General features: G+C 57.8%; 26 protein-coding genes, 3 tRNA genes and 1 pseudogene. 13 read left to right on the plus strand and 17 right to left on the minus strand.

Going from position 1 to position 22241, the window contains the following annotated elements; translation table 11 throughout:
* Positions 1–118: 118 nt before the first annotated feature.
* The gene (locus AGR1_RS27335) at positions 119–1027 is read left to right on the plus strand and encodes a DMT family transporter (RefSeq protein WP_149149058.1); all 909 of its coding nucleotides are present in this window, start codon (positions 119–121) and stop codon (positions 1025–1027) included.
* Here the strand turns inward: AGR1_RS27335 and AGR1_RS27340 are convergent.
* Together AGR1_RS27340 and rocF are read right to left on the minus strand one after the other, a co-directional pair.
* Positions 1024–2079 carry an ornithine cyclodeaminase gene (locus tag AGR1_RS27340; protein WP_080796500.1) on the minus strand — a complete coding sequence of 352 codons (1056 nt, stop codon included), beginning with the start codon at positions 2077–2079 and terminating at the stop codon, positions 1024–1026. The two genes, AGR1_RS27335 and AGR1_RS27340, sit on opposite strands and share 4 nt — an antisense overlap.
* A 13-nt stretch (positions 2080–2092) precedes the next feature.
* Positions 2093–3013: an arginase gene (gene rocF / locus AGR1_RS27345; RefSeq protein ID WP_149149059.1), complete on the minus strand. Its 921-nt coding sequence runs from the start codon at positions 3011–3013 to the stop codon at positions 2093–2095.
* A gap of 129 nt (positions 3014–3142) precedes the next feature.
* On the opposite strand from rocF, the gene AGR1_RS27350 reads away from it, so the two are divergent.
* Both AGR1_RS27350 and AGR1_RS27355 read left to right on the plus strand, forming a co-directional pair.
* A complete protein-coding gene (locus tag AGR1_RS27350) occupies positions 3143–3580 on the plus strand; it encodes an Lrp/AsnC family transcriptional regulator (RefSeq protein ID WP_080794513.1) in 438 nt (145 codons plus the stop codon).
* A 121-nt stretch (positions 3581–3701) separates the two neighbouring features.
* Positions 3702–3775: transfer RNA gene (locus AGR1_RS27355), tRNA-Gln, on the plus strand.
* A gap of 278 nt (positions 3776–4053) precedes the next feature.
* Here AGR1_RS27355 and AGR1_RS27360 read toward each other — a convergent pair.
* The 3 genes from AGR1_RS27360 to AGR1_RS27370 form a co-directional block, all read right to left on the minus strand.
* Complete coding sequence (locus AGR1_RS27360; RefSeq protein ID WP_187772315.1) at positions 4054–4380, minus strand: hypothetical protein; 327 nt, start codon at positions 4378–4380, stop codon at positions 4054–4056.
* A gap of 257 nt (positions 4381–4637) precedes the next feature.
* Positions 4638–4714: transfer RNA gene (locus tag AGR1_RS27365), tRNA-OTHER, on the minus strand.
* Between the two features lie 8 nt (positions 4715–4722).
* Positions 4723–5073: a hypothetical protein gene (locus AGR1_RS27370; protein WP_149149061.1), complete on the minus strand. Its 351-nt coding sequence runs from the start codon at positions 5071–5073 to the stop codon at positions 4723–4725.
* A 93-nt stretch (positions 5074–5166) separates the two neighbouring features.
* On the opposite strand from AGR1_RS27370, the gene AGR1_RS27375 reads away from it, so the two are divergent.
* Together AGR1_RS27375 and AGR1_RS27380 are read left to right on the plus strand one after the other, a co-directional pair.
* Positions 5167–5418 carry a helix-turn-helix transcriptional regulator gene (locus tag AGR1_RS27375; protein WP_187772316.1) on the plus strand — a complete coding sequence of 84 codons (252 nt, stop codon included), beginning with the start codon at positions 5167–5169 and terminating at the stop codon, positions 5416–5418.
* A 148-nt stretch (positions 5419–5566) separates the two neighbouring features.
* The gene (locus tag AGR1_RS27380; protein WP_246669761.1) at positions 5567–5845 is read left to right on the plus strand and encodes a VanZ family protein; all 279 of its coding nucleotides are present in this window, start codon (positions 5567–5569) and stop codon (positions 5843–5845) included.
* A gap of 204 nt (positions 5846–6049) precedes the next feature.
* On the opposite strand, the gene AGR1_RS27385 is transcribed toward AGR1_RS27380, so the two are convergent.
* The gene (locus AGR1_RS27385; protein ID WP_149149064.1) at positions 6050–6316 is read right to left on the minus strand and encodes a hypothetical protein; all 267 of its coding nucleotides are present in this window, start codon (positions 6314–6316) and stop codon (positions 6050–6052) included.
* A gap of 250 nt (positions 6317–6566) precedes the next feature.
* On the opposite strand from AGR1_RS27385, the gene AGR1_RS27390 reads away from it, so the two are divergent.
* The 8 genes from AGR1_RS27390 (at position 6567) to AGR1_RS27425 (ending at position 10979) form a co-directional block, all read left to right on the plus strand.
* Positions 6567–6824 carry a helix-turn-helix transcriptional regulator gene (locus AGR1_RS27390; RefSeq protein ID WP_348640600.1) on the plus strand — a complete coding sequence of 86 codons (258 nt, stop codon included), beginning with the start codon at positions 6567–6569 and terminating at the stop codon, positions 6822–6824.
* Positions 6825–6903: 79 nt separating this feature from the next.
* A complete protein-coding gene (locus AGR1_RS27395; protein WP_149149065.1) occupies positions 6904–7470 on the plus strand; it encodes a helix-turn-helix domain-containing protein in 567 nt (188 codons plus the stop codon).
* Complete coding sequence (locus AGR1_RS29710) at positions 7467–8153, plus strand: hypothetical protein (protein WP_187772317.1); 687 nt, start codon at positions 7467–7469, stop codon at positions 8151–8153. Before AGR1_RS27395 ends, AGR1_RS29710 begins: the two co-directional genes overlap by 4 nt.
* A 121-nt stretch (positions 8154–8274) precedes the next feature.
* The gene (locus tag AGR1_RS27405; protein WP_149149066.1) at positions 8275–8514 is read left to right on the plus strand and encodes a hypothetical protein; all 240 of its coding nucleotides are present in this window, start codon (positions 8275–8277) and stop codon (positions 8512–8514) included.
* Positions 8515–8587: 73 nt separating this feature from the next.
* A complete protein-coding gene (locus tag AGR1_RS30030; protein WP_149149067.1) occupies positions 8588–8788 on the plus strand; it encodes a dehydrogenase in 201 nt (66 codons plus the stop codon).
* Complete coding sequence (locus AGR1_RS30035; RefSeq protein ID WP_246669766.1) at positions 8712–9056, plus strand: hypothetical protein; 345 nt, start codon at positions 8712–8714, stop codon at positions 9054–9056. The genes AGR1_RS30030 and AGR1_RS30035 overlap by 77 nt, the downstream gene beginning before the upstream one ends.
* A gap of 201 nt (positions 9057–9257) precedes the next feature.
* Complete coding sequence (locus AGR1_RS29715; protein ID WP_187772318.1) at positions 9258–9422, plus strand: hypothetical protein; 165 nt, start codon at positions 9258–9260, stop codon at positions 9420–9422.
* Between the two features lie 534 nt (positions 9423–9956).
* Positions 9957–10979, plus strand: coding sequence for a porin (locus AGR1_RS27425; protein ID WP_149149068.1), 1023 nt, complete (start codon positions 9957–9959; stop codon positions 10977–10979).
* Positions 10980–11347: 368 nt separating this feature from the next.
* Here the strand turns inward: AGR1_RS27425 and AGR1_RS27430 are convergent, their stop codons facing one another.
* The 11 genes and pseudogenes from AGR1_RS27430 to AGR1_RS27485 form a co-directional block, all read right to left on the minus strand.
* Entirely contained in the window at positions 11348–11689 is a 342-nt protein-coding gene (locus AGR1_RS27430; RefSeq protein ID WP_149149069.1) for a hypothetical protein, read from the minus strand.
* A 117-nt stretch (positions 11690–11806) separates the two neighbouring features.
* Positions 11807–12046 (minus strand): hypothetical protein, encoded by a 240-nt coding sequence (locus tag AGR1_RS27435; protein ID WP_149149070.1) that lies wholly within the window; start codon positions 12044–12046, stop codon positions 11807–11809.
* Positions 12043–12969, minus strand: coding sequence for a peptidoglycan-binding protein (locus AGR1_RS27440; RefSeq protein ID WP_149149071.1), 927 nt, complete (start codon positions 12967–12969; stop codon positions 12043–12045). The genes AGR1_RS27435 and AGR1_RS27440 overlap by 4 nt, the downstream gene beginning before the upstream one ends.
* 810 nt (positions 12970–13779) lie before the next feature.
* On the minus strand, positions 13780–14562 hold the full coding sequence (gene istB / locus AGR1_RS27450) for an IS21-like element helper ATPase IstB (protein ID WP_111785441.1): 783 nt from the start codon (positions 14560–14562) through the stop codon (positions 13780–13782).
* Positions 14552–16139 (minus strand): annotated as a pseudogene (gene istA / locus AGR1_RS27455) (IS21 family transposase). The gene istB and the pseudogene istA overlap by 11 nt, the downstream one beginning before the upstream one ends.
* A gap of 763 nt (positions 16140–16902) precedes the next feature.
* On the minus strand, positions 16903–17418 hold the full coding sequence (locus AGR1_RS27460) for a hypothetical protein (protein ID WP_149149072.1): 516 nt from the start codon (positions 17416–17418) through the stop codon (positions 16903–16905).
* A gap of 94 nt (positions 17419–17512) precedes the next feature.
* A tRNA-Ser gene (locus tag AGR1_RS27465) sits at positions 17513–17602 on the minus strand.
* A 197-nt stretch (positions 17603–17799) separates the two neighbouring features.
* Positions 17800–18681, minus strand: coding sequence for a dihydrodipicolinate synthase family protein (locus tag AGR1_RS27470; RefSeq protein WP_149149073.1), 882 nt, complete (start codon positions 18679–18681; stop codon positions 17800–17802).
* Positions 18678–20321: an ABC transporter ATP-binding protein gene (locus AGR1_RS27475; RefSeq protein ID WP_080794532.1), complete on the minus strand. Its 1644-nt coding sequence runs from the start codon at positions 20319–20321 to the stop codon at positions 18678–18680. Before AGR1_RS27475 ends, AGR1_RS27470 begins: the two co-directional genes overlap by 4 nt.
* Positions 20314–21237, minus strand: a complete 924-nt coding sequence (locus AGR1_RS27480) for an ABC transporter permease (protein ID WP_080794533.1) — start codon at positions 21235–21237, stop codon at positions 20314–20316. Before AGR1_RS27480 ends, AGR1_RS27475 begins: the two co-directional genes overlap by 8 nt.
* A gap of 15 nt (positions 21238–21252) precedes the next feature.
* The gene (locus AGR1_RS27485; protein WP_080794535.1) at positions 21253–22167 is read right to left on the minus strand and encodes an ABC transporter permease; all 915 of its coding nucleotides are present in this window, start codon (positions 22165–22167) and stop codon (positions 21253–21255) included.
* Positions 22168–22241 lie beyond the last annotated feature (74 nt).

A 22241-nucleotide genomic window follows, 5' to 3' on the forward strand; every position in this document is an offset into this window, starting at 1 on the left:
TGGCAGCTATTCGGAAAATAAGGTTGTCTGACAAGGTGCCATCATAACATATGGCCGACACCCACCTCATTCATCCCGAATACTCTTTTGCCGGCGGCAGTCGGATAGCGGTTTTCTTATGCCATCACCCAGAACCGGCTTTCTTTATGCGCTTGTCGCCTTCACGATCTTTGCGGCGCAGGATGGCATATCGAAACATCTGGGCAGCGCCTATCCGCCGGTTTTTATCGCCATGCTGCGATATTGGGCCTTCGCCGTTTTTGTTCTGTTGATGGCTGCAAAATCCGCCGGCGGCATCAGGGGCGCCGTCATGGCCAACCGCCCCTGGCTGCAGATCGGCCGCGGCGTGCTTCTTGCCGTGCAGATCGTCTTTTCCATCTTCTCCTTTGCGGTCGTCGGGCTGGCGCACAGCCATTCCATCCTCGCCTCCGCACCGCTGATCGTTGCGGCGCTGTCCATGCCTTTGCTGGGAGAACATGTGGGCTGGCGGCGCTGGAGCGCCATTTTTGTCGGCTTCATCGGCGTTCTCGTCATCCTCAAGCCGGAGGGAGACGGTTTCGACAACCGGCTGATGATTACCTTCGTGGCCACCTTCATGCTGGCGCTCTATAGCGTCCTGACCCGCCTCGGCAGCAAAAGCGATTCGGCGATGACAAGCTTCTTCTACACCGGCGTGGCCGGTGCGGCGGCCCTGACGCTGGTCGGTCCGTTTTATTGGGTCAGTATCGAGCCGCAGGATTGGGGCTGGATGCTGGCGCTGTGCATTACCGGCATGAGCGGCCATTATTGCCTTATAAAGGCGTTCGAACTGGCGGATGCGGCCTCCGTGCAGCCCTTTTCCTATTATCAGCTGGTGCTCGTCTCCATCATCGGCGTCACCGTCTATGGCGAAGTGGTGACGTCCAACATGGTCATCGGTGCGGCGATCGTCATTGCCGCCGGCCTCTTCACCATCTGGCGGGAGCATGTGGTTGCCCGCAGGAACCGCCGGGAAACGAGACAGACGGCCAGCGCTGGAAATCCCTAGACGAGGGCCTCCTCACACCGCAGCAGCATCCCAAACAGGTCACGCGGCTCATCCGGGTCGGCCAGCAGATCAAGCTCGGTATAAAGCCCGGTGGATGACAGCTTTGAGCGCACGTAACGCAGCGCCGAAAAATCTTCCGTCGCGAAGCCGACGCTGTCGAACAGCGTGATCTGCCGGTCGCTTGCCCGCCCCTGCTTTTCACCGGTTATGACCTGCCAAAGCTCGGTTACGGGATAATCCGCCGGCAATTGCTGGATTTCACCTTCAATGCGCGTCTGCGGTGGATATTCGACAAAGATATCCGATCGCAGCAGAATGTCCCGGTGCAACTCCGTCTTGCCGGGGCAATCGCCGCCCACGGCGTTGATGTGAATGCCGGGCCCGACCATGTTGTCGGTCAGGATCGTCGCATATTGCTTGTCAGCGGTGACGGTGGTGATGATATCCGCCCCTTCGACCGCTTCCTGCGAGCTTTCACAAATCTTGATGGCAAAACCCTGCCCGGCGAGATTGCGGGCGCATTTTTCGCTGGCGGAAGGGTCGATATCAAACAGCCGCAGCGTATCGATGCCGAGAATGGCCTTGAAGGCGCGCGCCTGGAATTCGCTCTGGGCGCCATTGCCGATGATGGCCATGGAGCGGGAATTTTTGCGGGCAAGATATTTTGCGGCAACAGCGGAGGTAGCGGCGGTTCGCAGCGCCGTCAGGATGGTCATCTCGGTCAGCAGCAGCGGATAACCATTGCCGACATCGGAAAGCACACCGAAGGCCGTCACCGTCTGGCGGCCTTCCTTCATGTTCTTCGGATGGCCGTTGACATATTTGAAGCCGTAAAGCGTACCATCGCTGGTCGGCATCAGCTCGATGACACCTTCCTTCGAATGCGATGCGATGCGCGGCGTCTTGTCGAAGCTTTCCCAGCGGCGGAAATCCTCTTCCACCACCCCGGCAAGCTCGCGCAGAAACGTATCGATGCCCACGCGCAGCACAAGTTTCATCATGTGATCCACGCTGACGAAGGGGACGATATTGAGGTTCGGTATCACGGTCATCATATCACCCCTTTCAGCCGGCCCGCGTCGGGCGGTCCATAACCCGCTTGCCCATCAGGCTGGCGGCGAGATCCACCATCAACGTCGCGGTTCTGCCGCGCTCGTCGAGAAACGGGTTGAGTTCCACGAGATCGAGACTGCAGACCAGCCCGCTATCATGCAGCATTTCCATGACGAGATGCGCCTCACGGAACGTCGCGCCGCCCGGAACCGTGGTGCCGACGGCGGGCGCGATGGAGGGCTCGAGAAAATCGACATCCAGACTGACATGCAAAAGCCCGTTCGCCGCCTGAACCCGAGCGAGGAATTCGCGCAGCAGGACGGCAACACCGTGCTCGTCAATCGAGCGCATGTCGTGAACGGTGATGCCGCTTTTTTCCAAAGCGGCCCTTTCGGCCGGATCAACGCTGCGGATGCCGATCATGCCGATATTTTCCTCAGGCACCGCATGGGAAAGCGGCGGGAAATAACCGTCAAAACCCTTTCGCCCGCTGAAATAGGCAACCGGCGTACCGTGCAGATTACCGCTGCGCGTCGTCTCCAGCGTGTGATAATCGGTATGGGCGTCGAGCCAGAGCACAAAAAACGGACGGCCCTTTTCAGCCACCCGGCGCGCCATGCCGGCGACCGTCCCTGCGGAAATCGCATGGTCGCCGCCGAGAAAGATCGGTACGGCATCCGCGCTCTCACGATAGGCAGCCTCCGTCAGCGCCTCGGTCCAGGCCACGGTTTCAGGCAGATGATGCACGGCGGGATTGGGATGGTTAAATTCGCGGAAGGTCGCCGGCGTCACATTGCCGGTATCGACAACGCGATGCCCCAGTTCTTCGAGAGCATAGGCAAGCCCCGCAACGCGATAGGCGCTCGGCCCCATTTCGCATCCCAGTTGCCCGGCCCCGATCTGCAACGGCGCACCAACAAGCCTGATTTCCATTCCCGTCCTCACTTTCCTGCCAACAAGCCCAAGTTCACCACAGCGATCCGGCGAAATGAACATAAAATATTGGCAATATTATCGAAATAAGCTATCGATATGGTAAAATTGATTTATCGAATTGGTCATATGGACAATCTCGACGAGCGGCTCATAACCCTTTTGCGCCACAATGGCCGGCGCAGCATTTCCGATCTCGCAATCGAGACGGGAACCTCGCGCGCGACGGTGCGTTCGCGCATCGAAAGAATGGAGAATGACGGCGCCATCATCGGTTACACCGTCATTTTGCGCGCCGATGCAGTGGAGGCGGCGATCCGCGGCATCATGATGATCGAGATTGAAGGCCATGTGACGGACCGCGTCATCCGCACACTCGGCGGTTTTCCGGAAATCTCCGAAATCCACAGCACCAACGGCCGCTGGGATCTTATCGTGGAACTCAACGCCGCCACGCTCAGCGATTTCGACGCGGTACTGCGCCGCATCCGCTTGGTGCCCGGCATTACCGGCAGTGAGACCAGCCTCTTGCTCTCCACCCCGCGTTCCACCCGCGCACGGCTCTGAGCCACGGGCAAACGCAAAACAGGGATAAAACGCATTTTTCGATTTTTTCGACTTGCGCCCCGGAATAAATCATCTATATGACGACCCACCAAAGCGAACGCGCCACGCGCCTTACGGCTTTTGGGGAATAGTTCAATGGTAGAACAGCGGACTCTGACTCCGTCGATCTTGGTTCGAATCCAGGTTCCCCAGCCAATTATCTCCAAACAAAATCAATAGCTTGCCCGCTGGTGCGCCTGATATTCCTTGTCGCAGTCCATTTTGAATTGTTGCGACACAGTGCTAAGCAATTTCAAACACTTACAACCAATTTCACAACGATTACAAACCATTGCAAGGCAGTTTACTGCGACATGGTTTGCGACAAAACCCGCCAACTGGTGAGGCTGGCGGGTTTTGTGGTCGAGGTGGTGGCAACATTTCAGACGGGAATATTGGCAGGTCGTGTACGACCTCGCGGGCCGTAAGGTTTGCTAACCGCGATTCTCGGCCTCGGTTGCGCCAATATCGGCGGCCTTTTCAAGCTTCCGTCCGAGCCGCTCAAGCCCATCAATCAGGAAATCGATTTCTCGCTGTGTGAAGGTCAAATCGTTCTCCTCGCGCACGGCTTCCCTGTATGCTTCATCACGCTTCTCGGTCAGCATCTCGGCGGCTCGGTTGAGCCAGGCCGAGGCGCGCCGAGTGTACTCGTCCTGCGGAATGGCCGTGGTATTGGAAAGCGCCACTATCGGCTCAATCTCTGTAAAGGTCATGTCTTCAAACATCTTATCTCTCCTCATGTGGTTGATTTTAAACGACACGAAATTGTGCTCATGGAATTAACGGCCAGCGGGCGAGCGCATGACTAGGTGCTCGGTACCTTTGGTGTCGGAAAATCCCGACTGGCCAGTGGTGAACTTATGTGGAGCGGGCGCATCTGCATCTTACAGCGTTCGCGCTCCTACAGGCTTCCGCCCGCTCCGCCCTCATGCTTGCGCCGAGGGAATAAAAGACCGGGTCGCTAAGAAGCGCACACCGGCTAGGTGGCCAGCCGCATGAACAAGGCTGGCATAAAAACTGGTGGCCCGCCCACGATTCGAACGTGGAACCTCCAGGGTAGAAAACCGGTACTCTATCCAGTTGAGCTAGCGGGCCGTAGTGCGTCACGAGCGCTGCTGCGCCGCCTTAACGGCCTCGGCCCACTCGTCCTTGCGAAGACGCTGCAGATCGTTCAGAGCGGCAGCTATGGCGGGCTGTTCGCTCGTGTATTCGCCGTGGGGACATTCAACCAGCATGGCGGCGTGCCGAAGCTTACCGGCGATGTCGGCTTCGCAGTTAACAGGTGCGTTTATTATGGCATCCGAGATAATCCATGCGGCTTCGGACAGCTTGTCGCAAGCCGCGTCCGGCATCTCCCCGTGGCGCTCGCCGGCAGTGTGCAGTTCCGCGAAGAGGGCGGACATGCGCGAAATGAAGCTGCCTTCGGCGGCAGGCATTAACGTTACGTTAGCCATTGTTTCGGTTCCGTGTTGTGTTTTTCGTATCCTGGTGATACCTTTAGATCAGTTAACTATGTCTGTCAACACTAAAAGATTAGAATGATACAAATGGATCATGGTAGTTTGTCCGGCCGACAGTTGGCGGCAGCAAGAACGCTAATTGGAAAGACGCAGGCTGAGATTGCGGCGGCAGCAAGAATATCGATTCCCACCCTAAAGAGAATGGAAGCGAGTGAAGGCACCATCAGCGGTATGACCAACAACGTCGCTGCTGTAGTGCAGGCCTTGCTCGACTTCGGAATTATCTTCATCCCGTCTAACGGCAACGGCCCTGGCGTTCGATTGCGCGATCGCCCTTGAACGGCACGCGACGCCGAAACAGCTTGCTGACCGAACAGGCAAGCCACCAAATTGCCACCCTAGAAAAATGTGCTACCTTGTAAGGATGAGTACAGAGATAATTCGCACCATCTCTTGGATTTTGCTGCTAACGGCAGGGGCGGCAGCGTTGGCGCCTGCAACCTGGCGCGCACATCCCGCAATCACCGCCAACATAGATCGCTTGGCTATCTTCGCCGTTCTAGCAATGCTCTTCGTGCTCTCCTACCCTGAAGACCGTCGCGCCGTTGCTATTTTCTGTATCTTGGGCGCAATCGCTTCAGAACTTCTTCCGATCCTGACTTCAGATCGGCACCCCAAAATTCAAAAAGCCCTGATGAAAGCACTTGGCGCATTGGTAGGGGTTCTCATTGGTGCGGTAATCTTGCAGGTTTTATCCTATCGCTGACCAGTTGGACCGGAAGATCACGCGAGTGCCATTTCCGGACAATATGTTGTCCTTCGCGCCTCTCGAGATAATATTTGGCGGTGATTACAGGAGCATAATTGCGCAACCCAAATGTGATCGCCGACATGCCTCCAACTATAACCAAAAGGCAGCAAATCGCCCAATAAACGATGCTTCTCATAGTGCGTCTGAAAGTCCCAGGCATCACTTCCCCGTGCTGCCACCAACGGGAACCCTGAAGACTTTCCGCGCAGGTCTTTCTCCGGTTTTGGGGAAGAGGACAGTCACCATGCAACGATCCGGGTGTTGACGTACAGAAAGTAGCCGCCCTCCCGTTTCTGATAAGACGTCATCGACAATCCGGTTGCAATCGACGATCTCCGCCGCAACCGGCACGACCTGCTCCTGATCGGGATTGCCGACAACGCTGTACGCGGATGCCGCGAGTGCAATCAGCATAGAAAAAGACATATCAATTCCCCCTTGAAGCCAACGATAGCAACGCATCGATTTCGAGGCAATTGGTATCAGTCTTGACTAAGATGGCTCAGCTTAAACTACACACGCCATTTCGACCGGACAGTCGGCATAAGCAGAAAGGCTCAAGTACAGGCTTGTGTCTGACGACTTCAGGCATGTTGATTTTCATTGGATTTGTGGCACTGTACAACCATCCCTTTGTGGGAAGGGGGATAGATTGAAGCCAGTTCGCAGCCTCCAGTTGCGGGCTGGCTTTTACGTTATAACGAGCCGCCCTGCTCAATGCCGCGCCGCAAGGGCTTTATTGGAATGGAACCAGCCTATGTTGGCTGCCGCTGCCGGCGTGTCACCATCCACCATCCGCGATTTCGAATCGGGAAAGCGCACGCCGATTGCTAACAACCTCGCATCAATTCAAGGGGCGTTCGAAAACGGTGGCGTGATTTTCATCGACACCGGAGAGACCGCCCAAGGTTCCGGCGTCACCATTAAGGCTTGACCACAACAGCAACCGCAGACTAACTTTTAGAAGCGGCTACCAACCGCAGGCCACCCACCTGCCACCACCGAACGGGAAAATGTTCAACGCGCCTTGTGCGTATCAGGTCGGTGGTATGATCCTAGATCTCGAAGACAGAATTTACACCGCAGATGAAGTTGCGGATTTGCTCCGACTTACAAACAGAGCGGTGATCAAACTTGCCAAGGCGCATGGCTGTTGCTCTCGCTATGGTCGTTCTTACCTTTTTTCAAAGCCTGACGTGTTGGCCATATGGGAGGTGCTGCGGGAGCCCCAGACGCGACCTAAATCAGTTTTCCACCAAGTCGGCTTCAAGCCGACGCCGGACTTGAAGGATCTCGCATGGATGTTCAGGCCAGCTGTCGGCCTTGATGGCCGGGAGGCGAAAGTCCTGCGAGAGATAAAAGCTAAACGGCTACCGTGCTCCTACGTCCAGATCGATCGGGCTGGGCCGCGCACTTTCGAGAAGTTCATCGAAAAAGACCTTGTTTCGTTGGTGTCGCGCGACGATGCAGGGCGGCCGCTCGTCAAGATCAGTGACGAGGGGCGAGCCGTCATAGCGAAACTTGATAAATGGATCGAGCAGCGCCGCAAAAACGGCAAAGGGCCTGGCGGCTGGGAATGACCTCCACAAATTTCGTCGATGACGTCGTCTACTTCCTGGAGCGGCAACCCGACGGGAAATATGAGATAGACGCAGAACACTTGCTGTCGGACATAGGAGGTAACGTTCCAGGCTTCGGGGACCGCATCGCCTCTACCATTCACGACACCGGCTGGTCATTCATGGAGGTCGTCGGGCGGTATTTCGTGCGACACATTGATGAGAATTCGAACAAGGAATGGCTCGTTTGGTTCGTTATCGTGGAGTCCGTCGATCTACCAGAAGCAGATGATTTATTTGATCTAATATCCGAAACCTACAATAGGTTCATCAAAGGACGCTCGGCGCTCAAGCGCAAACGGGTATCGAATTCAGACCCGACTCCTGTCGACGGAAAAACAAACCATTTTAAACGGTGGATGGAGCAGGATGATGAGCGCCAGAAGCAAGGTCCGAAACATCGGCTGGACAAGCCGCAAATGCGAGCTCTCCGATTTCTGGCCGCACATCCCGAGATTATGACCGTGGACCTAATCCCGCAATGCGGTGAGAAGACGATGGAAGCGTTATCCAAGGTTGGATGTGTTCGGCCCGGCGGCAAGGATCACCGCGGTTTTCGCGAGTGGCACATCACCGACGAAGGGCGCGCCGAGATCGACCGCGACGACACATACAATAACTGGGTTTTTGACTGGGGAGGGTAAGGTAGCGTGGAATGAATTCAATAGTCGCCGGTTAGAAGCGCCACAAAAAAGTCTCGCCATCTCCCTCCTTGACTCTTTTCCGAAATAAGAACATTTGTAGAACAAATGAGGAGTGCGCAAAATGGCAGACGCTGAGAAAATCATTGTCGTGCAGTTCAAAAACAGCCGTAGCGGTGTCGTGCCCGGAGAAATGCGGCCAGCCTCAAACGCCGCATCCGCGGAGAAAATGGCGAGCGCCATGGCGTCGCGCCATGTTGGCGTTGCTGCATACGCCGTCACCGTGGACGAGGAAAGCGGCAGCATGGCGAACCCGCGTTTGCTTGTCTCGCACGGGCAAATTGCCGACTTGATGCCAGACTGAATTATCGGCGCGGGGGCGCGCGCCTTTTCAACACAGGGAGAAATTTGAGACTCTGAGACAGGAGAATGAGAACGTGCGCCCACAACCAAGAGAACCGGAAGCCGATCCGGTTGACCACATAATTGCATGGCACGACGGCGACAGCCGCGCCGCTATCGAAACGCTGATGGAAGACATTCAGCATCTTCGGATGCAGCTTGCGCTGGCTACCGCAGCGATGGGAAGAGGTTTTACACGGGGTTGGAAGCCGGGCGCAGATCGAGATGCCAGGTGAAGGTGCATATTTGGTGTCGGACTACTGCGGTGAGCCTGTGGGGGTGTTGTGTGAAGATTGCGAACTGCTGAAGTTCATCAGCTCTGCGGAGCTTATGATCGAGTTTGGCGACCTGTCGATGCCGACGATGCTGCGGCGCATTTCCCAAGAAGTGATCAAATGCGCGAGGCCGATGGATGGTTATTCGGGGCGCTGCATGCTTCATTACCACGTGCGATCCGGCAGTCAGATCGACGCATTGAAACAATGCGAAGCCGCCGGCCGTTAAGGTCAAGGAGATGCGAAACTGGGAGATTGTCGTTGCCAAGTGCAACTACTGCGGCCACGTTTCGAATATCCCGCACTGGCAACTGAACCGCGCGGCCAGGGCCGACACCACTGTGGACGATATTGCCAAGCGGCTAAAATGCAAACGGTGCAACGTCAAGGGTGATGTGAAGATCACGATAGCCAAGATGCCGAGGTGAGCATGAGCGACCAGACCAACAAGGCCGGCGACGGCATTCATGAGAACCACTGGTGCGAGCATCAAGGCTGTCGTAAATGGGGTGGCATCGGCTTTAGCCGCAACAAAATCGAAGAGTCATCCTGGCATTGCTGGGAGCATTATCTGCACAAGGAGCCACCTCGATGATAACCCGTATCGCTCGACAGAAAGACGCAAAGCAGCGTCTGTCCATGGCTCTGCGACAGCTCATGACGCTGTAAGAGACCTTCATAAGAGTGGCCTCGACGTGGAAATCATGGAGCTGACAATGTTAACGTCACACGGTGACATGAAGCAGTTCGATATCAGGACGTTTAGAGCAGAAGGCGCGCCGCCGGATTTAAAGGTGGTAGGAGAGTAAGGGTTCGTTCGTTGGATGGCGGCGGGATATTGCCGATCGATTCCATCCAGACGTCCTCCCAGCAAGTGCGCTCTTTCGCCGAACCGCTTGAATTTCCTAATGAGACATTAACGTTTTCAACAGGGCAAACGCGATTCTGTTACTTATTGGACACACCTTCTGCGCTTCATCTCCATTCAATCACACTAAAACAGCGAATCCGGATTGCGGAATTGGGCGACTTTCTGTCTTTTGTGAATCAACGCAGGGCCAATGAGGCGGGGACAACCAGTTTCGGGACTTCTGCGTTGGTGGATAAAAACTTTGACTGGAGGTCAACCATGAACATCAAGAGCCTTCTCATCGGCTCCGCTGCGGCTCTCGCAGCAGTATCCGGCGCACAGGCCGCTGACGCTATCGTCGCTGCTGAGCCTGAGCCCATGGAATACGTTCGCGTTTGCGACGCATTCGGCACCGGCTTCTTCTACATCCCCGGCACCGAAACCTGCCTGAAGTTCGGCGGTTACATCCGTTTCCAGACGAACATCGGCCGTGACGAGTTCAACTCTGGCCGTGGCACTTCTGACTGGGACTCCTTCACCCGCGCTCAGTTCGAAATTGACACCCGCACCGACACCGAGCTCGGTGCTCTGCGTGGCTTCATCGGCTTCCGCGGCAACGCTGACAACGGCTCGTCCTCTTCGTCTGGCGTTCACGTTGACCAGGCCTTCATCGAACTCGGCGGCCTGAAGGTCGGTAAGTTCTACAGCTGGTGGGACGATGGCCTCTCTGGCGAGTCTGACGTTCTCTCCACGAACGCTCTCTTCAACTCGGTACGTTACACCTACGACGCTGGTTCCTTCTGGGCAGGCGTTTCGGTTGACGAGCTCGAAGGCATCACTGTTGGTTGGGACGAGCCCGACAACAACGTTGGCGTTGCTCTCGGTCTCGGCGCGAAGCTCGGCGCTGCATCGCTGCAGCTCATCGGCGGCTACGACACCGACCGCGAAGAAGGCGCAGTTCGCCTGATCGCAACGGCTGATGTAGGTCCGGGCACCCTCGGCCTGGCAGGCGTATGGGCTTCTGGCCCGAACGCTTACTACACCGAATCTGAGTGGGCGATTGCTGGTGAATACGCCATCAAGGCAACCGACAAGCTGACCATCACCCCCGGTGCACAGTACTTCGGCAACTACTACGTTGGCGGTCCTGACTTCACCAACGACGACGCTTGGCAGGCGGGCCTGACGGTTGATTACAAGATCACCAACGGCCTCTCCATGAAGGTTGCAGCTAACTACCTCGACGTCGACAACGTTGACGAAGAGTGGAACGGCTTCATCCGTCTGCAGCGTTCGTTCTAATCTGATCTGACATTGTCAGTGATGGAAGCCTCGGCAGAAATGCCGGGGCTTTTTTGCTTGAAAAATCCCCAAGACACGCACATCAAAAGATTGTATTATCTTCCTCGATGTTCTGGCGAAGATCCACAGCCGAAAGGCTTTCGCTAGTGATCCCAGTCACCCTCCTCGGCCCGGCCCTGGGTCGAGGAGGACGGGACACCTTAAACCACGATCTTACAAACAGCTCTCCCCTGCCTTGATTTCGCGAAAAGGTAGTGTTTGAATGCACATGCTCCTGTGGGAGGGGCTCTACATGGACCTGCTCGCTACCTCCAGTGGTGGGCAGGTCTCTTAAGTCTGCATCAACACCTCTCGGCAAGCGGGTTAACTCAGATAGCCCTACTGCGAGGGCGTGGTTGATTTTCGAAAGCTCTATCGAGTCGTTCGTTCATGCTTTCGATGCGGTTGCCGATCCCCTCGATAGCGCGCAACAACTGCGCCGTCTGCTCCTGCATTCCCGCCTTGGTCGCGTACGTTTCGGCGACGTGGGTTTTGTGTTGGGCAAGCTCTTCCCTTGCCAGCGAAGCCATTGCCGAGGCCGCAGACGCCGCCGCTGACGCTTCGGTCTTTGCAGCACCGATCTTCGCGTCAACGTACTTCCACAGGCCGAAGATGAAGCCGAAGACCAGCACGAAGAAGCCGACGGCGCCCATGATCTCAGCGCCGGTCATGGCTTCACCCCGCACAGCTTCTGCAGCTTCTCATTTTCAGTGAGGATTTGCCGCTTTGTCTCTGGCGTCATCTGATCATCGACAGACGGCCGCACCGGACGCGCTATGTCGCAGTAGCTACCGCTTGTCGTGCATCCACTTGCCAAGAGCGTCATCAACGCCAGCGTCATCCAGATTCCTGATTTCATTTTCAACATCCCCGGCCTTCTTGATGGCCTTGGCATTCGCTGCGGCCTGTTCATCCTTTGCCGCGGAGCGCCCTGCTCTCTGGCCATACAAAAAGACGCCCGCGAGGATCGCGAGCGCCGTACCGATTGCTGCTAGGTAGCCTTTGAGTTTTGCCCACAGGAGGATCAAACTACCACCTCCTTGCCGCGCCAGCTATTCCAGCGGCGGGCGATCACATCACGATTGCGGTACGCAACGTAGACCACGACAGCCACAGCGACACCGGCAACAATCCAGCCCCAAGGAAGGCCGGCGATGAAAGCGAGCAAGCCTGAGCTTGCAGCTGAGCCGACACCCTTGGTAACGGCTTCCTTTGCTGCCGACGCAACGCGCCGAAGCTGTGCGAGAGTGGCCGGTCCAATGATGCCGTCGGCGAGCAGGTGCGGATGCGCCTTCTGGTAGGCAATGACCGCGGCCTTTGTCTTCTCGCCCATCCAGCCGTCGATCGCGCCGGGATTGAGACCGGCTGCAGTCAGCAGCTCCTGCGCTTCCTTCACAACCGGATCCGGCTGGGAAGGCGGCTCTGCCGTCACCTCCTTCGTTGCGCTGGTCACACCGGTGTAGATACCTTTCTCGAAGAGCAAGGCCTCTTCCTTACGGCGACGCACGAGACCCGGCAGTTTCTTGCCTTTCGCCGTGTTGTAGTTGGCGGCGAGATGAGCGGCGGCCTTCTTGATCTGGCCTTTGCGCCAGTAGTCGGCCCACGTCCATTTCATGGCGCCAACGCCGAGATTGAACGTGACAGAAGTGGCCGCGTCGAGCTCGTGCTGCTTGCGGTCGGAGGGAGAACCGGCAACGACGGCAGGAACGTATTCAGCGGCAAGCACGGCGCCGAGGATCGCATCGCTCTGCGCGGCGGTGATCTTGGTCTTGCCTGGCACGAGCTTTGTGATGCCGATCTTTGCAAGCTCGCGGCGCACGGAATCGCTGCGCATAGTGAAGCCCGTACCGATCGTCGGAACGCCGACGGGGTCAAGATAGGCGGTGAGCGGATTGCCCTCATGCAGGCGCACGAAAGCCCTCCCCCGTGTGGAGATTTTGGTGATTGGCATTTGGTTTTCCTGATTTTTACGGGTTGTTTCTCGCCCACCACGTGGGCGCCTTATTCATCTGGCGTTCATGCACCAAAGGCCACCTTGCGCGCGGTCGCTCCGCCCAGCGACCCGACAGAGGCCCGCAGCAACCCCAGCCACTGCGGGCCTCGACCCGTTCAGCCCCGGTTCATCCCTGCCACCGCATTCTCGCAATCATGGAACTGAAGGCGCCGACACACGTTTGAGTGCCTCAATGGGAGATGAGATTATGAAGCTTCTGACCGCAGCAATTGCGCTCTTATCGGTCGGCATTCTTAGTGGATGCGTTGAAGATGGAGGCTACCGTACTGGCGGCTATTATTCGTCCGGCGTTTCCTACCGTTCATACGATCGAGACCGCTATTATGGAGACCGGTACCGCCGCGACTATGACCGTCGCGATTGGCGCGATCGGAGGGAATCGAGAGACAGACGCGAGGATCGTAGGGAGTGGCGTAGCGAACAGCCACGCCAACCGCAGTCGCAAGGCGGCAAACGCGTCATACGCCCCCACATATTGTATCGAAACGCGGACTAGCCGGCATTCAGGACGGTTTCCGGGTTACGCTACCGGCCACGCAATTGGAGCAATCTCGGCAAGAAATTGCTCGACGGTTGGCTGTGGTCGCTGACCAGCCTGAAACTTGGCAAGCTCGCCGTATGCGTACCGCCAAACGTTATCGCGCCACGCGACGAAGGCCTGAGCTGTTGATTTCCGCGCAGAAGTGAGCCGGTTTTTCCACCGAGAAGTGAGCCACCTCTGAGTATGGTTTTCTGATCAGGTTTTGGTCAAGGGCTTGGCTTTTCTCCTCTCTTGTGTGCTGCGGCGGCGGAACTGGCTTTGAAGCGGAAGCTGTCGTTTCCTGTTTCCAGGATATGGCAACGATGGGTCAGGCGATCGAGGAGCGCGGTGGTCATTTTGGCATCGCCGAAGACAGATGCCCATTCGCTGAAACTCAGGTTGGTGGTGATGACGACGCTGGTCCGTTCATAAAGCTTGCTCAGCAGGTGGAAGAGCAATGCTCCACCTGAGGCGCTGAATGGCAGATATCCAAGCTCGTCGAGGATGACCAGGTCAAGACGGACCAGGGTCTCGGCGATTTGTCCCGCCTTGCCCTTGGCCTTTTCCTGCTCAAGCGCATTGACCAGTTCGATCGTCGAGAAGAAGCGAACTTTTCTGCGATGATGCTCGATGGCCTGGATGCCGAGGGCTGTCGCGACATGGGTTTTGCCTGTTCCTGGGCCGCCGACAAGCACGACATTGTGCGCTCCATCCATGAACTCACATCGATGCAATTGCCGCACTGTCGCTTCGTTGATCTCGCTGGCGGCGAAGTCAAAGCCGGAAAGATCCTTGTAAGCCGGGAAGCGAGCCGCCTTCATATGATAGGCGATGGAGCGAACCTCGCGCTCGGCCATTTCGGCTTTCAGCAACTGCGACAGAATGGGCACCGCCGCATCGAAAGCCGGGGCCCCTTGTTCGATCAGGTCTGTGACGGCCTGGGCCATACCGTACATCTTCAGGCTTCGCAGCATGATGACAACGGCGGCACTTGCAGGATCATGACGCATGGCGACCTCCTGCGATCCGGACGCGCAGGCCATCATAGCGTTCAACATTTGCCTCAGGTTCACGCCGTAAGGTCAGCGCCGGCGGCGTATCGATACCGGGACCGTCGGTCGTCTTGCCGTCGATCAGCATGTGCTGCAGATTCAGCACATGCGTTTTGGTCGCCACGCCCGCCTCCAGGGCGAGTTCCACGGCTTGCAGGACGGCCTCTTCGTCGTGATGAAGGACAAGGGCGAGGATATCGGCCATCTCACGATCACCGCCGGGACGGCGAAGCATCTGGTCCTGTAGTTGCCGAAAGGCCGAAGGCAATTCCAGGAAGGGCGCACCATTACGCAACGCACCGGGTTTGCGCTGGATGACGGCAAGGTAATGCCGCCAGTCGTAAATCGTTCGCGGCGGCTTGTCGTGACTGCGTTCAATGATCCGCGTATGTTCGCAGAGGATATTGCCCTCGGCTGCAACGACCTATAGCGCGGCGATCAGGATGAGAATCTCACCTAGATTGCCGCTACGCAACGACCAGTCGCTCGGGATAAATCCGCAGGCTGACGGGCCGGTTCGCAAAAGACGCAGGCACGCTGTAGCGGTTCCGTTCGAAGGTGATCAGGCATGTCGGTGAGACGCGCTTGCTTTGCTCGACGAAGCCGTCAAAGGCGGCAGGCAACGTCATTAATGCCGCCTTCTCTTCGGCCCAAACGTCGGCGATCGTACCGGGCAAAGTGCCGTGCGGTGTCTCACGCCATAGATCCTGGCAGTGCTGTTCCAGCCAGACGTTCAGTGCCGCCAGATCTGCGAAGGCGGGCATCTGTTGCCACAACCGCGGACGGGCATCCTGGACGTTCTTCTCGACCTGTCCCTTCTCCCAGCCTGCCGATGGATTGCAGAACTCAGGCGCAAAGACGTAATGGTTCGTCATCGCGAGGAAACGGATGTTGACCTGCCGCTCTTTGCCGCGACCGACACGATCGACCGCCGTCTTCATGTTATCGTAGATGCCGCGACCAGGCACGCCGCCGAACACACGGAAGCCGTGCCAGTGGGCGTCGAAGAGCATCTCGTGTGTCTGCAAAAGATAGGCACGCAAGAGGAACGCCCGGCTGTGCGCCAGCTTGATGTGTGCGACCTGAAGCTTCGTACGCTCACCGGCTATGACAGCGTAGTACTCACTCCAATCGAATTGGAATGCTTCGCCAGGACGGAAAGACAGCGGAACGAATATGCCACGCCCCGTCGTTTGCTGCTCACGTTGCCGATCAAGTCGCCATTCACGGGCAAAGGCAGCCACCCGGCCATAGGAGCCGGTAAAACCAAGGGCAACCAGATCAGCATGAATCTGCTTCAACGTACGCCGCTGCTTGCGCGATTTTCCAGCCTCGCTCTTCAGCCAACCCGCCAGTTTGTCGGCAAATGGATCGAGCTTGCTCGGTCGTTCGGGGACCGTGAATGTCGGCTCGATCGTGCCGGCATTCAAATATTTGGAGATGGTGTTGCGTGACAATCCGGTTCGTCGGCTGATCTCGCGCACCGACAACTTCTCGCGCAGTGCCATCCGACGGATGATATTCAAAAGTCCCATGTCCGGCTCACTTCTGCGCGGAAATCAACACCAGGGCACAAAGATGGCATCCACGGTCGCTTTCGGCAGGAAAACAGAGAAAAATCAAAGGCGGTTTTGTTAAGCCTCTGAAATCATGTGAGAATCCAGGTTCCCCAGCCAATTCTCCCTAAAAGCCCTAAATTCCTTGATTTTCCAGTCGTGCCGGATAGTGTTTTGGCATCATTGGCGACCTGATGCCCAGAACTGATGCCCAAAGGTGATGCCCACGCCGTTCAAGCGCGAGGGGCAAAGCAGGGCATTCGTCATGGCTCTGCGCCACGAAGTCGAGAATCTGATCCGCCGCGGAAATATCTTCTATTGGCGGGCACGCGTCCCGGCCGCTCTCATCAACTGCGGTCCCGGTACGTGTCAACGGGGCGGTCGCCAATCAGTTCGATGAACAACGCGAGGCGACTCTGTTCTGTCGAAAGATCGCGTTCGATGTTAGCTCCGCCTCCGAGGCGTCGCGCGGCGATATATGTCGGGATCACATCGGTCAGTGTCGGCTGAGGCGACTTCGGACGCTTAACCGTTCGTCGATCCAGCTCGAAGGCCGGAATGAGCCTCCCATGACCATCGCGACGGGTGCCTTCGTCATCCGGCAGGGGCTGAGGAGGTGCGTGTCCTTTATCCGTCTCCCGTTGCGGCAACGACGATGCCGTAGACGGGGGAATGGTCGGGACCTGTTTCGACACAGCGTTCGAGAGCGCGGACGATGCCGAGAGTTTTGCGGCGGACTGCTTCAGAATCTCTGAATGGCCGACAACAAGTTCGTTGAACGGCTCGCCGCGGGCCTGCTGCTCCAGTCCCCTATTGAGGCTGACGAGGTCGCGGATGCCTGCAGTTCGCCAATAGGGATCCGCGCGTCCGAGCGGTCGATCATCCGGAGATAGGCCTTCAGCGCGCCTTTCATCTCGATGACGGCTTCAAGAGCCCGCATCTCGCCGTCGTCGTCATCTTGCATGCCTCTACCGTGCCTCATCTCATCGAACATCAATCTGGCCTTCGCCGCCAGAAGGTCGGCTAACAGCCTGGCGCGCCTGTGGGAGCAGGCGCCGAGGCTTAGCCGCAACGGAGGAATAGCACATGTGCCGCCGCCCGTCTTTGATACCTTGATCTGGAAGATGTAGACGGAGCCGGATTTGGCGAGGTAGGGACCGGGTCCCCTGCCTTTGGGCTTCGCAGACGGCATCTGATTCGACGGCTCGGGCGATACCCCGACGTGTACCGGAAGGTGTACCGGGCGCGATACCTGCATGATTTCACTCCTCAAGAGCCGCTAGCGATCAGAGGTTTTGCGCGGCAATCCAAGGGTTTACAGGTAATCTGGTGGGGGGGGGGGGGTTACAACTTGGCGGAGAGGGTGGGATTCGAACCCACGATACCCTTGCAGGTATGCCGCATTTCGAGTGCGGTGCATTCGACCACTCTGCCACCTCTCCGCATGCGCGAACGCTTGCGTTGCGCGCTCCTCTTAAACATCAATGGCGGGGCTGACAAGGGGAATTTCGTGTTTATGTCACAAATTATTCGCCATGGATGAGGCTCGGGAAATGCATCGGCTTCTGGCCGTTTTGGCAGATATTTTTAAGGTGACACAAACGATCCGCTGCGGTGCGCGTTACAGTCGATCACGGCGTCAGAGCCGTTGATAACGCCGCAAGATTTCCAGGATTTTTTCATCCTGCGCTTTATCCGGCAGAAGGGCCGGTTGGCGACTGGCGCCAACGGAAGGGTCCTGGAGATAAAGCGAGCGCTTGACCATGGCGGGTGCGAAGCCGAGGGCGTAGAGATCGGTGCGGAAGTCAGTGTAGATTGCCTGCTGGCGTTCGGCCTCGGTGATATCGCCGGCGTTGAAAGCATTGAGAATGCCGGCCAGAACATCCGGCAGTGCGTTGCCGAGGCCGGAAATGCAGCCTGCCGCGCCGTTCTGTAACGACCAGAGAACGAGGTGATCCGGGCCGGAATAGACATCGAAACCCGGCATCTCCTTTGCCACCTGAAGATAGGCTTCGAGCGTCTGCTGCGCGCCGCCGGAATCCTTGATGCCTGCGATATTGTCATGGATGGCGAGTTTGCGTGCGGTTTCAGGCTCTATGTGGTTCTGGGTGCGGGCGGGAATGTCATAGAGATAGACCGGCGTTTCAACGGCATCGGCCACTGTCGAGAAATGGCGGATCAGGCCATCCTGCGTACAGGCGATGAAGAAGGGCGTGATGACGGCGATGCCGTCGACGCCGATGCGGTCGAAGGCTTTGGCAAGTTGCAGGGTTTCGAATGTGGCGGGCATGCCCGCATTCACGATGACCTTGGCACGGCCTGCAACTTGGTCCACCACCTCTTCGGTCAGCCGGATTTTTTCCGCATGCGTCAGCGCGGTAAAATCGCCATTGGTGCCGGCGCACATGATGTTGTTGCCGGCGGCCACCTGGCGGCGCACCTGCGCGCGGGTTGCCTCATAGTTGATGGTTTCGTCCTCGTTGAAACAGGTAACGAGCGCGACGAAAGCTTGTTTGCTCATGAAAAAACTCCGCGTGAATTTGCGACGGCGTCACCGGTGACGGCGGCATGACGCTGAGATTGTATATCGGGGTCGGGATTGAGGCTGGCGGATAAAAGCGCACGGGTATAGGCCTCGCGCGGCGCTTCGAACACCTGGCGTACAGTGCCCAACTCTACAACCTCTCCGCGCTGCATGACCATGACGTGATCGGCAAAATCCCGAACAACCGGCAAATCATGCGCGATGAAGATGAAAGAGAGGCCCATTTCGCGGCGCAGCTTGTCCAGAAGTGCGATGACCTGCGCCTGAACCGAGACATCGAGAGCCGAGACCGCTTCGTCGCAGATGATGAGCTTGGGTTCCAGCGCCAATGCGCGGGCAATCGCGATCCGCTGCCGCTGACCGCCGGAGAACTGGTGCGGATAACGGCGCATATGTTCCGGCGAGAGACCCACCTGATGCAGCAATTCGGCAACCCGTTCACGCCATCTTGCCTTGGGCAATATCTCCGGATGGATGACCCAGGCCTCGGAAATTAATTGAAACACGGTCATGCGCGGATTGAGCGACTGGGTGGGGTCCTGAAACACCATCTGCAAATCGCGCCGGAGCGCAAAAAGTTCAGCAGGCGAGAGCTTGAAAAGGTCGCGGCCCTTCCACAAGGCGCTGCCCGCATCCGGCTCGTCCAGCCGCAAGAGAATACGCGCCAGCGTCGATTTGCCAGAACCGCTTTCACCGACGACGGCAATGGTTTCTCCGGGCATGAGGTCGAAGGAAATGCCCTTCAGCGCCTCGAAGGCGCCGTAACGCTTGCGCACGTCACGCACGCTGAGCAGCGCTTCGCCCACCCCCTGCGGCTCATGCATGTCGCCCTTGCCGGGTGCTGCGCTGATGAGCTTGCGGGTATAGGGGTGTTGCGGATTTCGATAGACCTCGCGAACCGTGCCGGCCTCGACCAGAACACCCTTTTCCATCACAACCACGCGATCGGCGATTTCGGCGACGACGCCGAGATCGTGAGTAATGATGAGCACGGCCATGCCGGTTTCCCGCTGCAATTCCTTGAGCAGCGAAAGCACCTCAGCCTGCACCGTCACGTCAAGCGCGGTGGTCGGCTCATCGGCGATCAGGAGATCGGGCCGAAGCGCCAGCGCCATGGCGATCATGACGCGCTGGCGCTGACCGCCGGAAAATTCATGCGGATATTTCTTCAAGGCCCCGTCCGGGTCAGGAATGCCGACGCGGGCGACAAGCCGCCTCGCCTCCGTTTCCGCTGCCGCATTGCTCATGCCATGGGTGGTCATCGCCTCGCGGATCTGCCAACCGACGGTATAGACCGGATTGAGGTGGCTGAGCGGGTCCTGAAAGATCATGGCGATGCGCCGGCCGTTGATCTCGCGGCGCGCCTCGGTCGGCATGGTCAGAAGGTCCTGACCGTCGAGCAATATCTGACCGCTGCTGATATGTCCGGGCGGCATGTCGATGAGGTTCATGATGGCCGAGGACGATACCGACTTGCCCGAACCGCTTTCGCCGAGGATGGCCAGCGTTTCGCCACGGTCGATATGGTAGGAGACATCCTTTACCGCATGGACGACACCGTTTGCGGTGTGGAACTCCACGGAAAGGTTGCGCACGTCGAGAAGACGGTCAGCCATGCTTGCGGCCTTTCATTTCCAGGCGCCAGCGCTGCACGGGATCAAGCGCGATGCGCAGCCAGTTGGAAAGCAGGTTGAGCGACAGGGTTGTGAGGATGATGGCAAGTCCCGGCCAGAAGGACAGCCACCAGGCATTGGTGAGATATTGCCGCCCCTGCGAAATCATCAGGCCCCAGGTGATTTCCGGCGGCTGAATGCCGATACCGAGGAAGGACAGCGCGCTTTCCGCCAGCATCACATAGGCGAAATCAAGCGTGGCAAGCGTCGTCAGCGTCGGCAACACGACGGGCAGGATGTGGCGGAACAGGATGCGCTTGCCGGATGCGCCCATCACGCGCGCCGCCTGCACAAACATACGCTCGCGCACCTCAAGCACCTCCGCCCTTGTCGTCCGGATGTAAACGGGAATGCGGGTGATGGCGAGAACCAGCATCAGGTTGAGGATGGAGGAGCCGAGCAGATAAAGCACGATGACCGCAATCAAGAGCGACGGGAACGACATGATCACATCAGCAAGCCGCATGATGATCTGGCCGACACGGTCGGAGGAAAAACCGGCAATCAGCCCGAGCACGGTGCCGGTGATGGCAGAAAGAAGCACCGCGCCGGCGGCGATCATCATCGTGTTTTGCGTTGCGGCGACAATGCGCGCGAGAAGCGAACGGCCGAGCGCATCCGCCCCCAGCCAGAAATACCACTCGCGCTGCCAGTCGAACGGGGCGAGGTTGCGTCCGCGCAGGTTCTGTTTCGTCGCCAGATCGCCGAGCCATGCCGGGCCGACAAAAGCGAGGATAACGACGATGACCAGGAAGATCGCGGCGCAGAGCGCGAATTTATCCGCCCACAACATGCGCAGCATACGTGTTGCGAAGGACGGCTCGGCGGTGATCTCGGTGTCGGCGCTGGAAAGGCTCATGGCTGAAAGGCATCCTCAGTGCCGGATACGCGGATCGAGGAGCGCATAGGCGATATCGATCAGAAGATTCATCAGGAAGATCGCCAGCGCGGTCACGAGAATGGCGGCCAGCACAACGTTGAAATCGCGCTGAAGAATGGAATCGATCATCAGCTTGCCAACGCCGGGAAAACCGAAAATGGTCTCGACGATGACGGCGCCGTTCAGAAGGCTTGCCGCCTGATCGCCAATGACGGTGATGACCGGCAGCATGGCGTTTCGCAAAGCGTGGATGAAAATGATCGGACCCGACTTCACGCCCTTGGCGCGCGCCGTCTTGACATAGGCCGAGGACAAAGCACCGATCATCGAGCCGCGCACCACCTGCACGATAATGCCGAAGGGGCGAACAAAAAGGACTGCGATCGGCAATATCCAGTGCAGCACGGAGCCCGTTCCCGACGTGGGCAACCAGGCGAGATTGACAGAGAAGATGACGATGGCGACGATTGCCAACCAGAAATCCGGCACGGATGCACCGATGAGCGAGATACTGGAAGCCATGCGGTCGAAGAAGCCACCAGAGCGGAAAGCCGCAAGCGAACCGATGACGATGGCGGCGGAGGTAACAAGCGACATGGTGATGACAGCGAGCCAGAGCGTCCAGACAAAAGCCTCCAGCACCACATCCAGCGCCGGGCGCGCTTTTCTCAGTGATTCTCCGAGATCACCCGTCATCACATCGCCCGCATAGCGCAGGAACTGCACCGTCAGCGGATCGTTCAGCCCGTGCAGCGCCCGAAACTGCTGCTTCAACTCCTCCGAAGCCTCCACCGGCAGAAACAATGCGGCCGGGTCCCCCGTCAGGCGCGACAGGAAGAAAACCATCACGATGAGGCCGATCAGGGAGATCAGGCTCGCAACGGAACGTTTTCGGATGAAACTCAGCATGGTTGCCTCCGGTTTTTCAATTCGGCGGCGAAGCTTTCGCTGCGCCGCCGCTTCTCAATTGACAAGACGCGGGG

The organism is Agrobacterium sp. B1(2019) (assembly GCF_008274755.1).
Taxonomy (GTDB): domain Bacteria; phylum Pseudomonadota; class Alphaproteobacteria; order Rhizobiales; family Rhizobiaceae; genus Agrobacterium; species Agrobacterium salinitolerans.

Excerpts from the sequence above, each read along its gene's own strand:
- AGR1_RS27335 (WP_149149058.1), top strand. The coding sequence starts at position 119 with ATGCCATCACCCAGAACCGGCTTTCTTTATGCGCTTGTCGCCTTCACG.
- AGR1_RS27340 (WP_080796500.1), bottom strand. The coding sequence starts at position 2,079 with ATGACCGTGATACCGAACCTCAATATCGTCCCCTTCGTCAGCGTGGAT.
- rocF (WP_149149059.1), bottom strand. The coding sequence starts at position 3,013 with ATGGAAATCAGGCTTGTTGGTGCGCCGTTGCAGATCGGGGCCGGGCAA.
- AGR1_RS27350 (WP_080794513.1), top strand. The coding sequence starts at position 3,143 with ATGGACAATCTCGACGAGCGGCTCATAACCCTTTTGCGCCACAATGGC.
- AGR1_RS27370 (WP_149149061.1), bottom strand. The coding sequence starts at position 5,073 with ATGGCTAACGTAACGTTAATGCCTGCCGCCGAAGGCAGCTTCATTTCG.
- AGR1_RS27375 (WP_187772316.1), top strand. The coding sequence starts at position 5,167 with ATGGATCATGGTAGTTTGTCCGGCCGACAGTTGGCGGCAGCAAGAACG.
- AGR1_RS27385 (WP_149149064.1), bottom strand. The coding sequence starts at position 6,316 with ATGTCTTTTTCTATGCTGATTGCACTCGCGGCATCCGCGTACAGCGTT.
- AGR1_RS27395 (WP_149149065.1), top strand. The coding sequence starts at position 6,904 with ATGTTCAACGCGCCTTGTGCGTATCAGGTCGGTGGTATGATCCTAGAT.
- AGR1_RS29710 (WP_187772317.1), top strand. The coding sequence starts at position 7,467 with ATGACCTCCACAAATTTCGTCGATGACGTCGTCTACTTCCTGGAGCGG.
- AGR1_RS27405 (WP_149149066.1), top strand. The coding sequence starts at position 8,275 with ATGGCAGACGCTGAGAAAATCATTGTCGTGCAGTTCAAAAACAGCCGT.
- AGR1_RS29715 (WP_187772318.1), top strand. The coding sequence starts at position 9,258 with ATGAGCGACCAGACCAACAAGGCCGGCGACGGCATTCATGAGAACCAC.
- AGR1_RS27425 (WP_149149068.1), top strand. The coding sequence starts at position 9,957 with ATGAACATCAAGAGCCTTCTCATCGGCTCCGCTGCGGCTCTCGCAGCA.
- AGR1_RS27430 (WP_149149069.1), bottom strand. The coding sequence starts at position 11,689 with ATGACCGGCGCTGAGATCATGGGCGCCGTCGGCTTCTTCGTGCTGGTC.
- AGR1_RS27440 (WP_149149071.1), bottom strand. The coding sequence starts at position 12,969 with ATGCCAATCACCAAAATCTCCACACGGGGGAGGGCTTTCGTGCGCCTG.
- istB (WP_111785441.1), bottom strand. The coding sequence starts at position 14,562 with ATGCGTCATGATCCTGCAAGTGCCGCCGTTGTCATCATGCTGCGAAGC.
- AGR1_RS27460 (WP_149149072.1), bottom strand. The coding sequence starts at position 17,418 with ATGCAGGTATCGCGCCCGGTACACCTTCCGGTACACGTCGGGGTATCG.
- AGR1_RS27470 (WP_149149073.1), bottom strand. The coding sequence starts at position 18,681 with ATGAGCAAACAAGCTTTCGTCGCGCTCGTTACCTGTTTCAACGAGGAC.
- AGR1_RS27475 (WP_080794532.1), bottom strand. The coding sequence starts at position 20,321 with ATGGCTGACCGTCTTCTCGACGTGCGCAACCTTTCCGTGGAGTTCCAC.
- AGR1_RS27480 (WP_080794533.1), bottom strand. The coding sequence starts at position 21,237 with ATGAGCCTTTCCAGCGCCGACACCGAGATCACCGCCGAGCCGTCCTTC.
- AGR1_RS27485 (WP_080794535.1), bottom strand. The coding sequence starts at position 22,167 with ATGCTGAGTTTCATCCGAAAACGTTCCGTTGCGAGCCTGATCTCCCTG.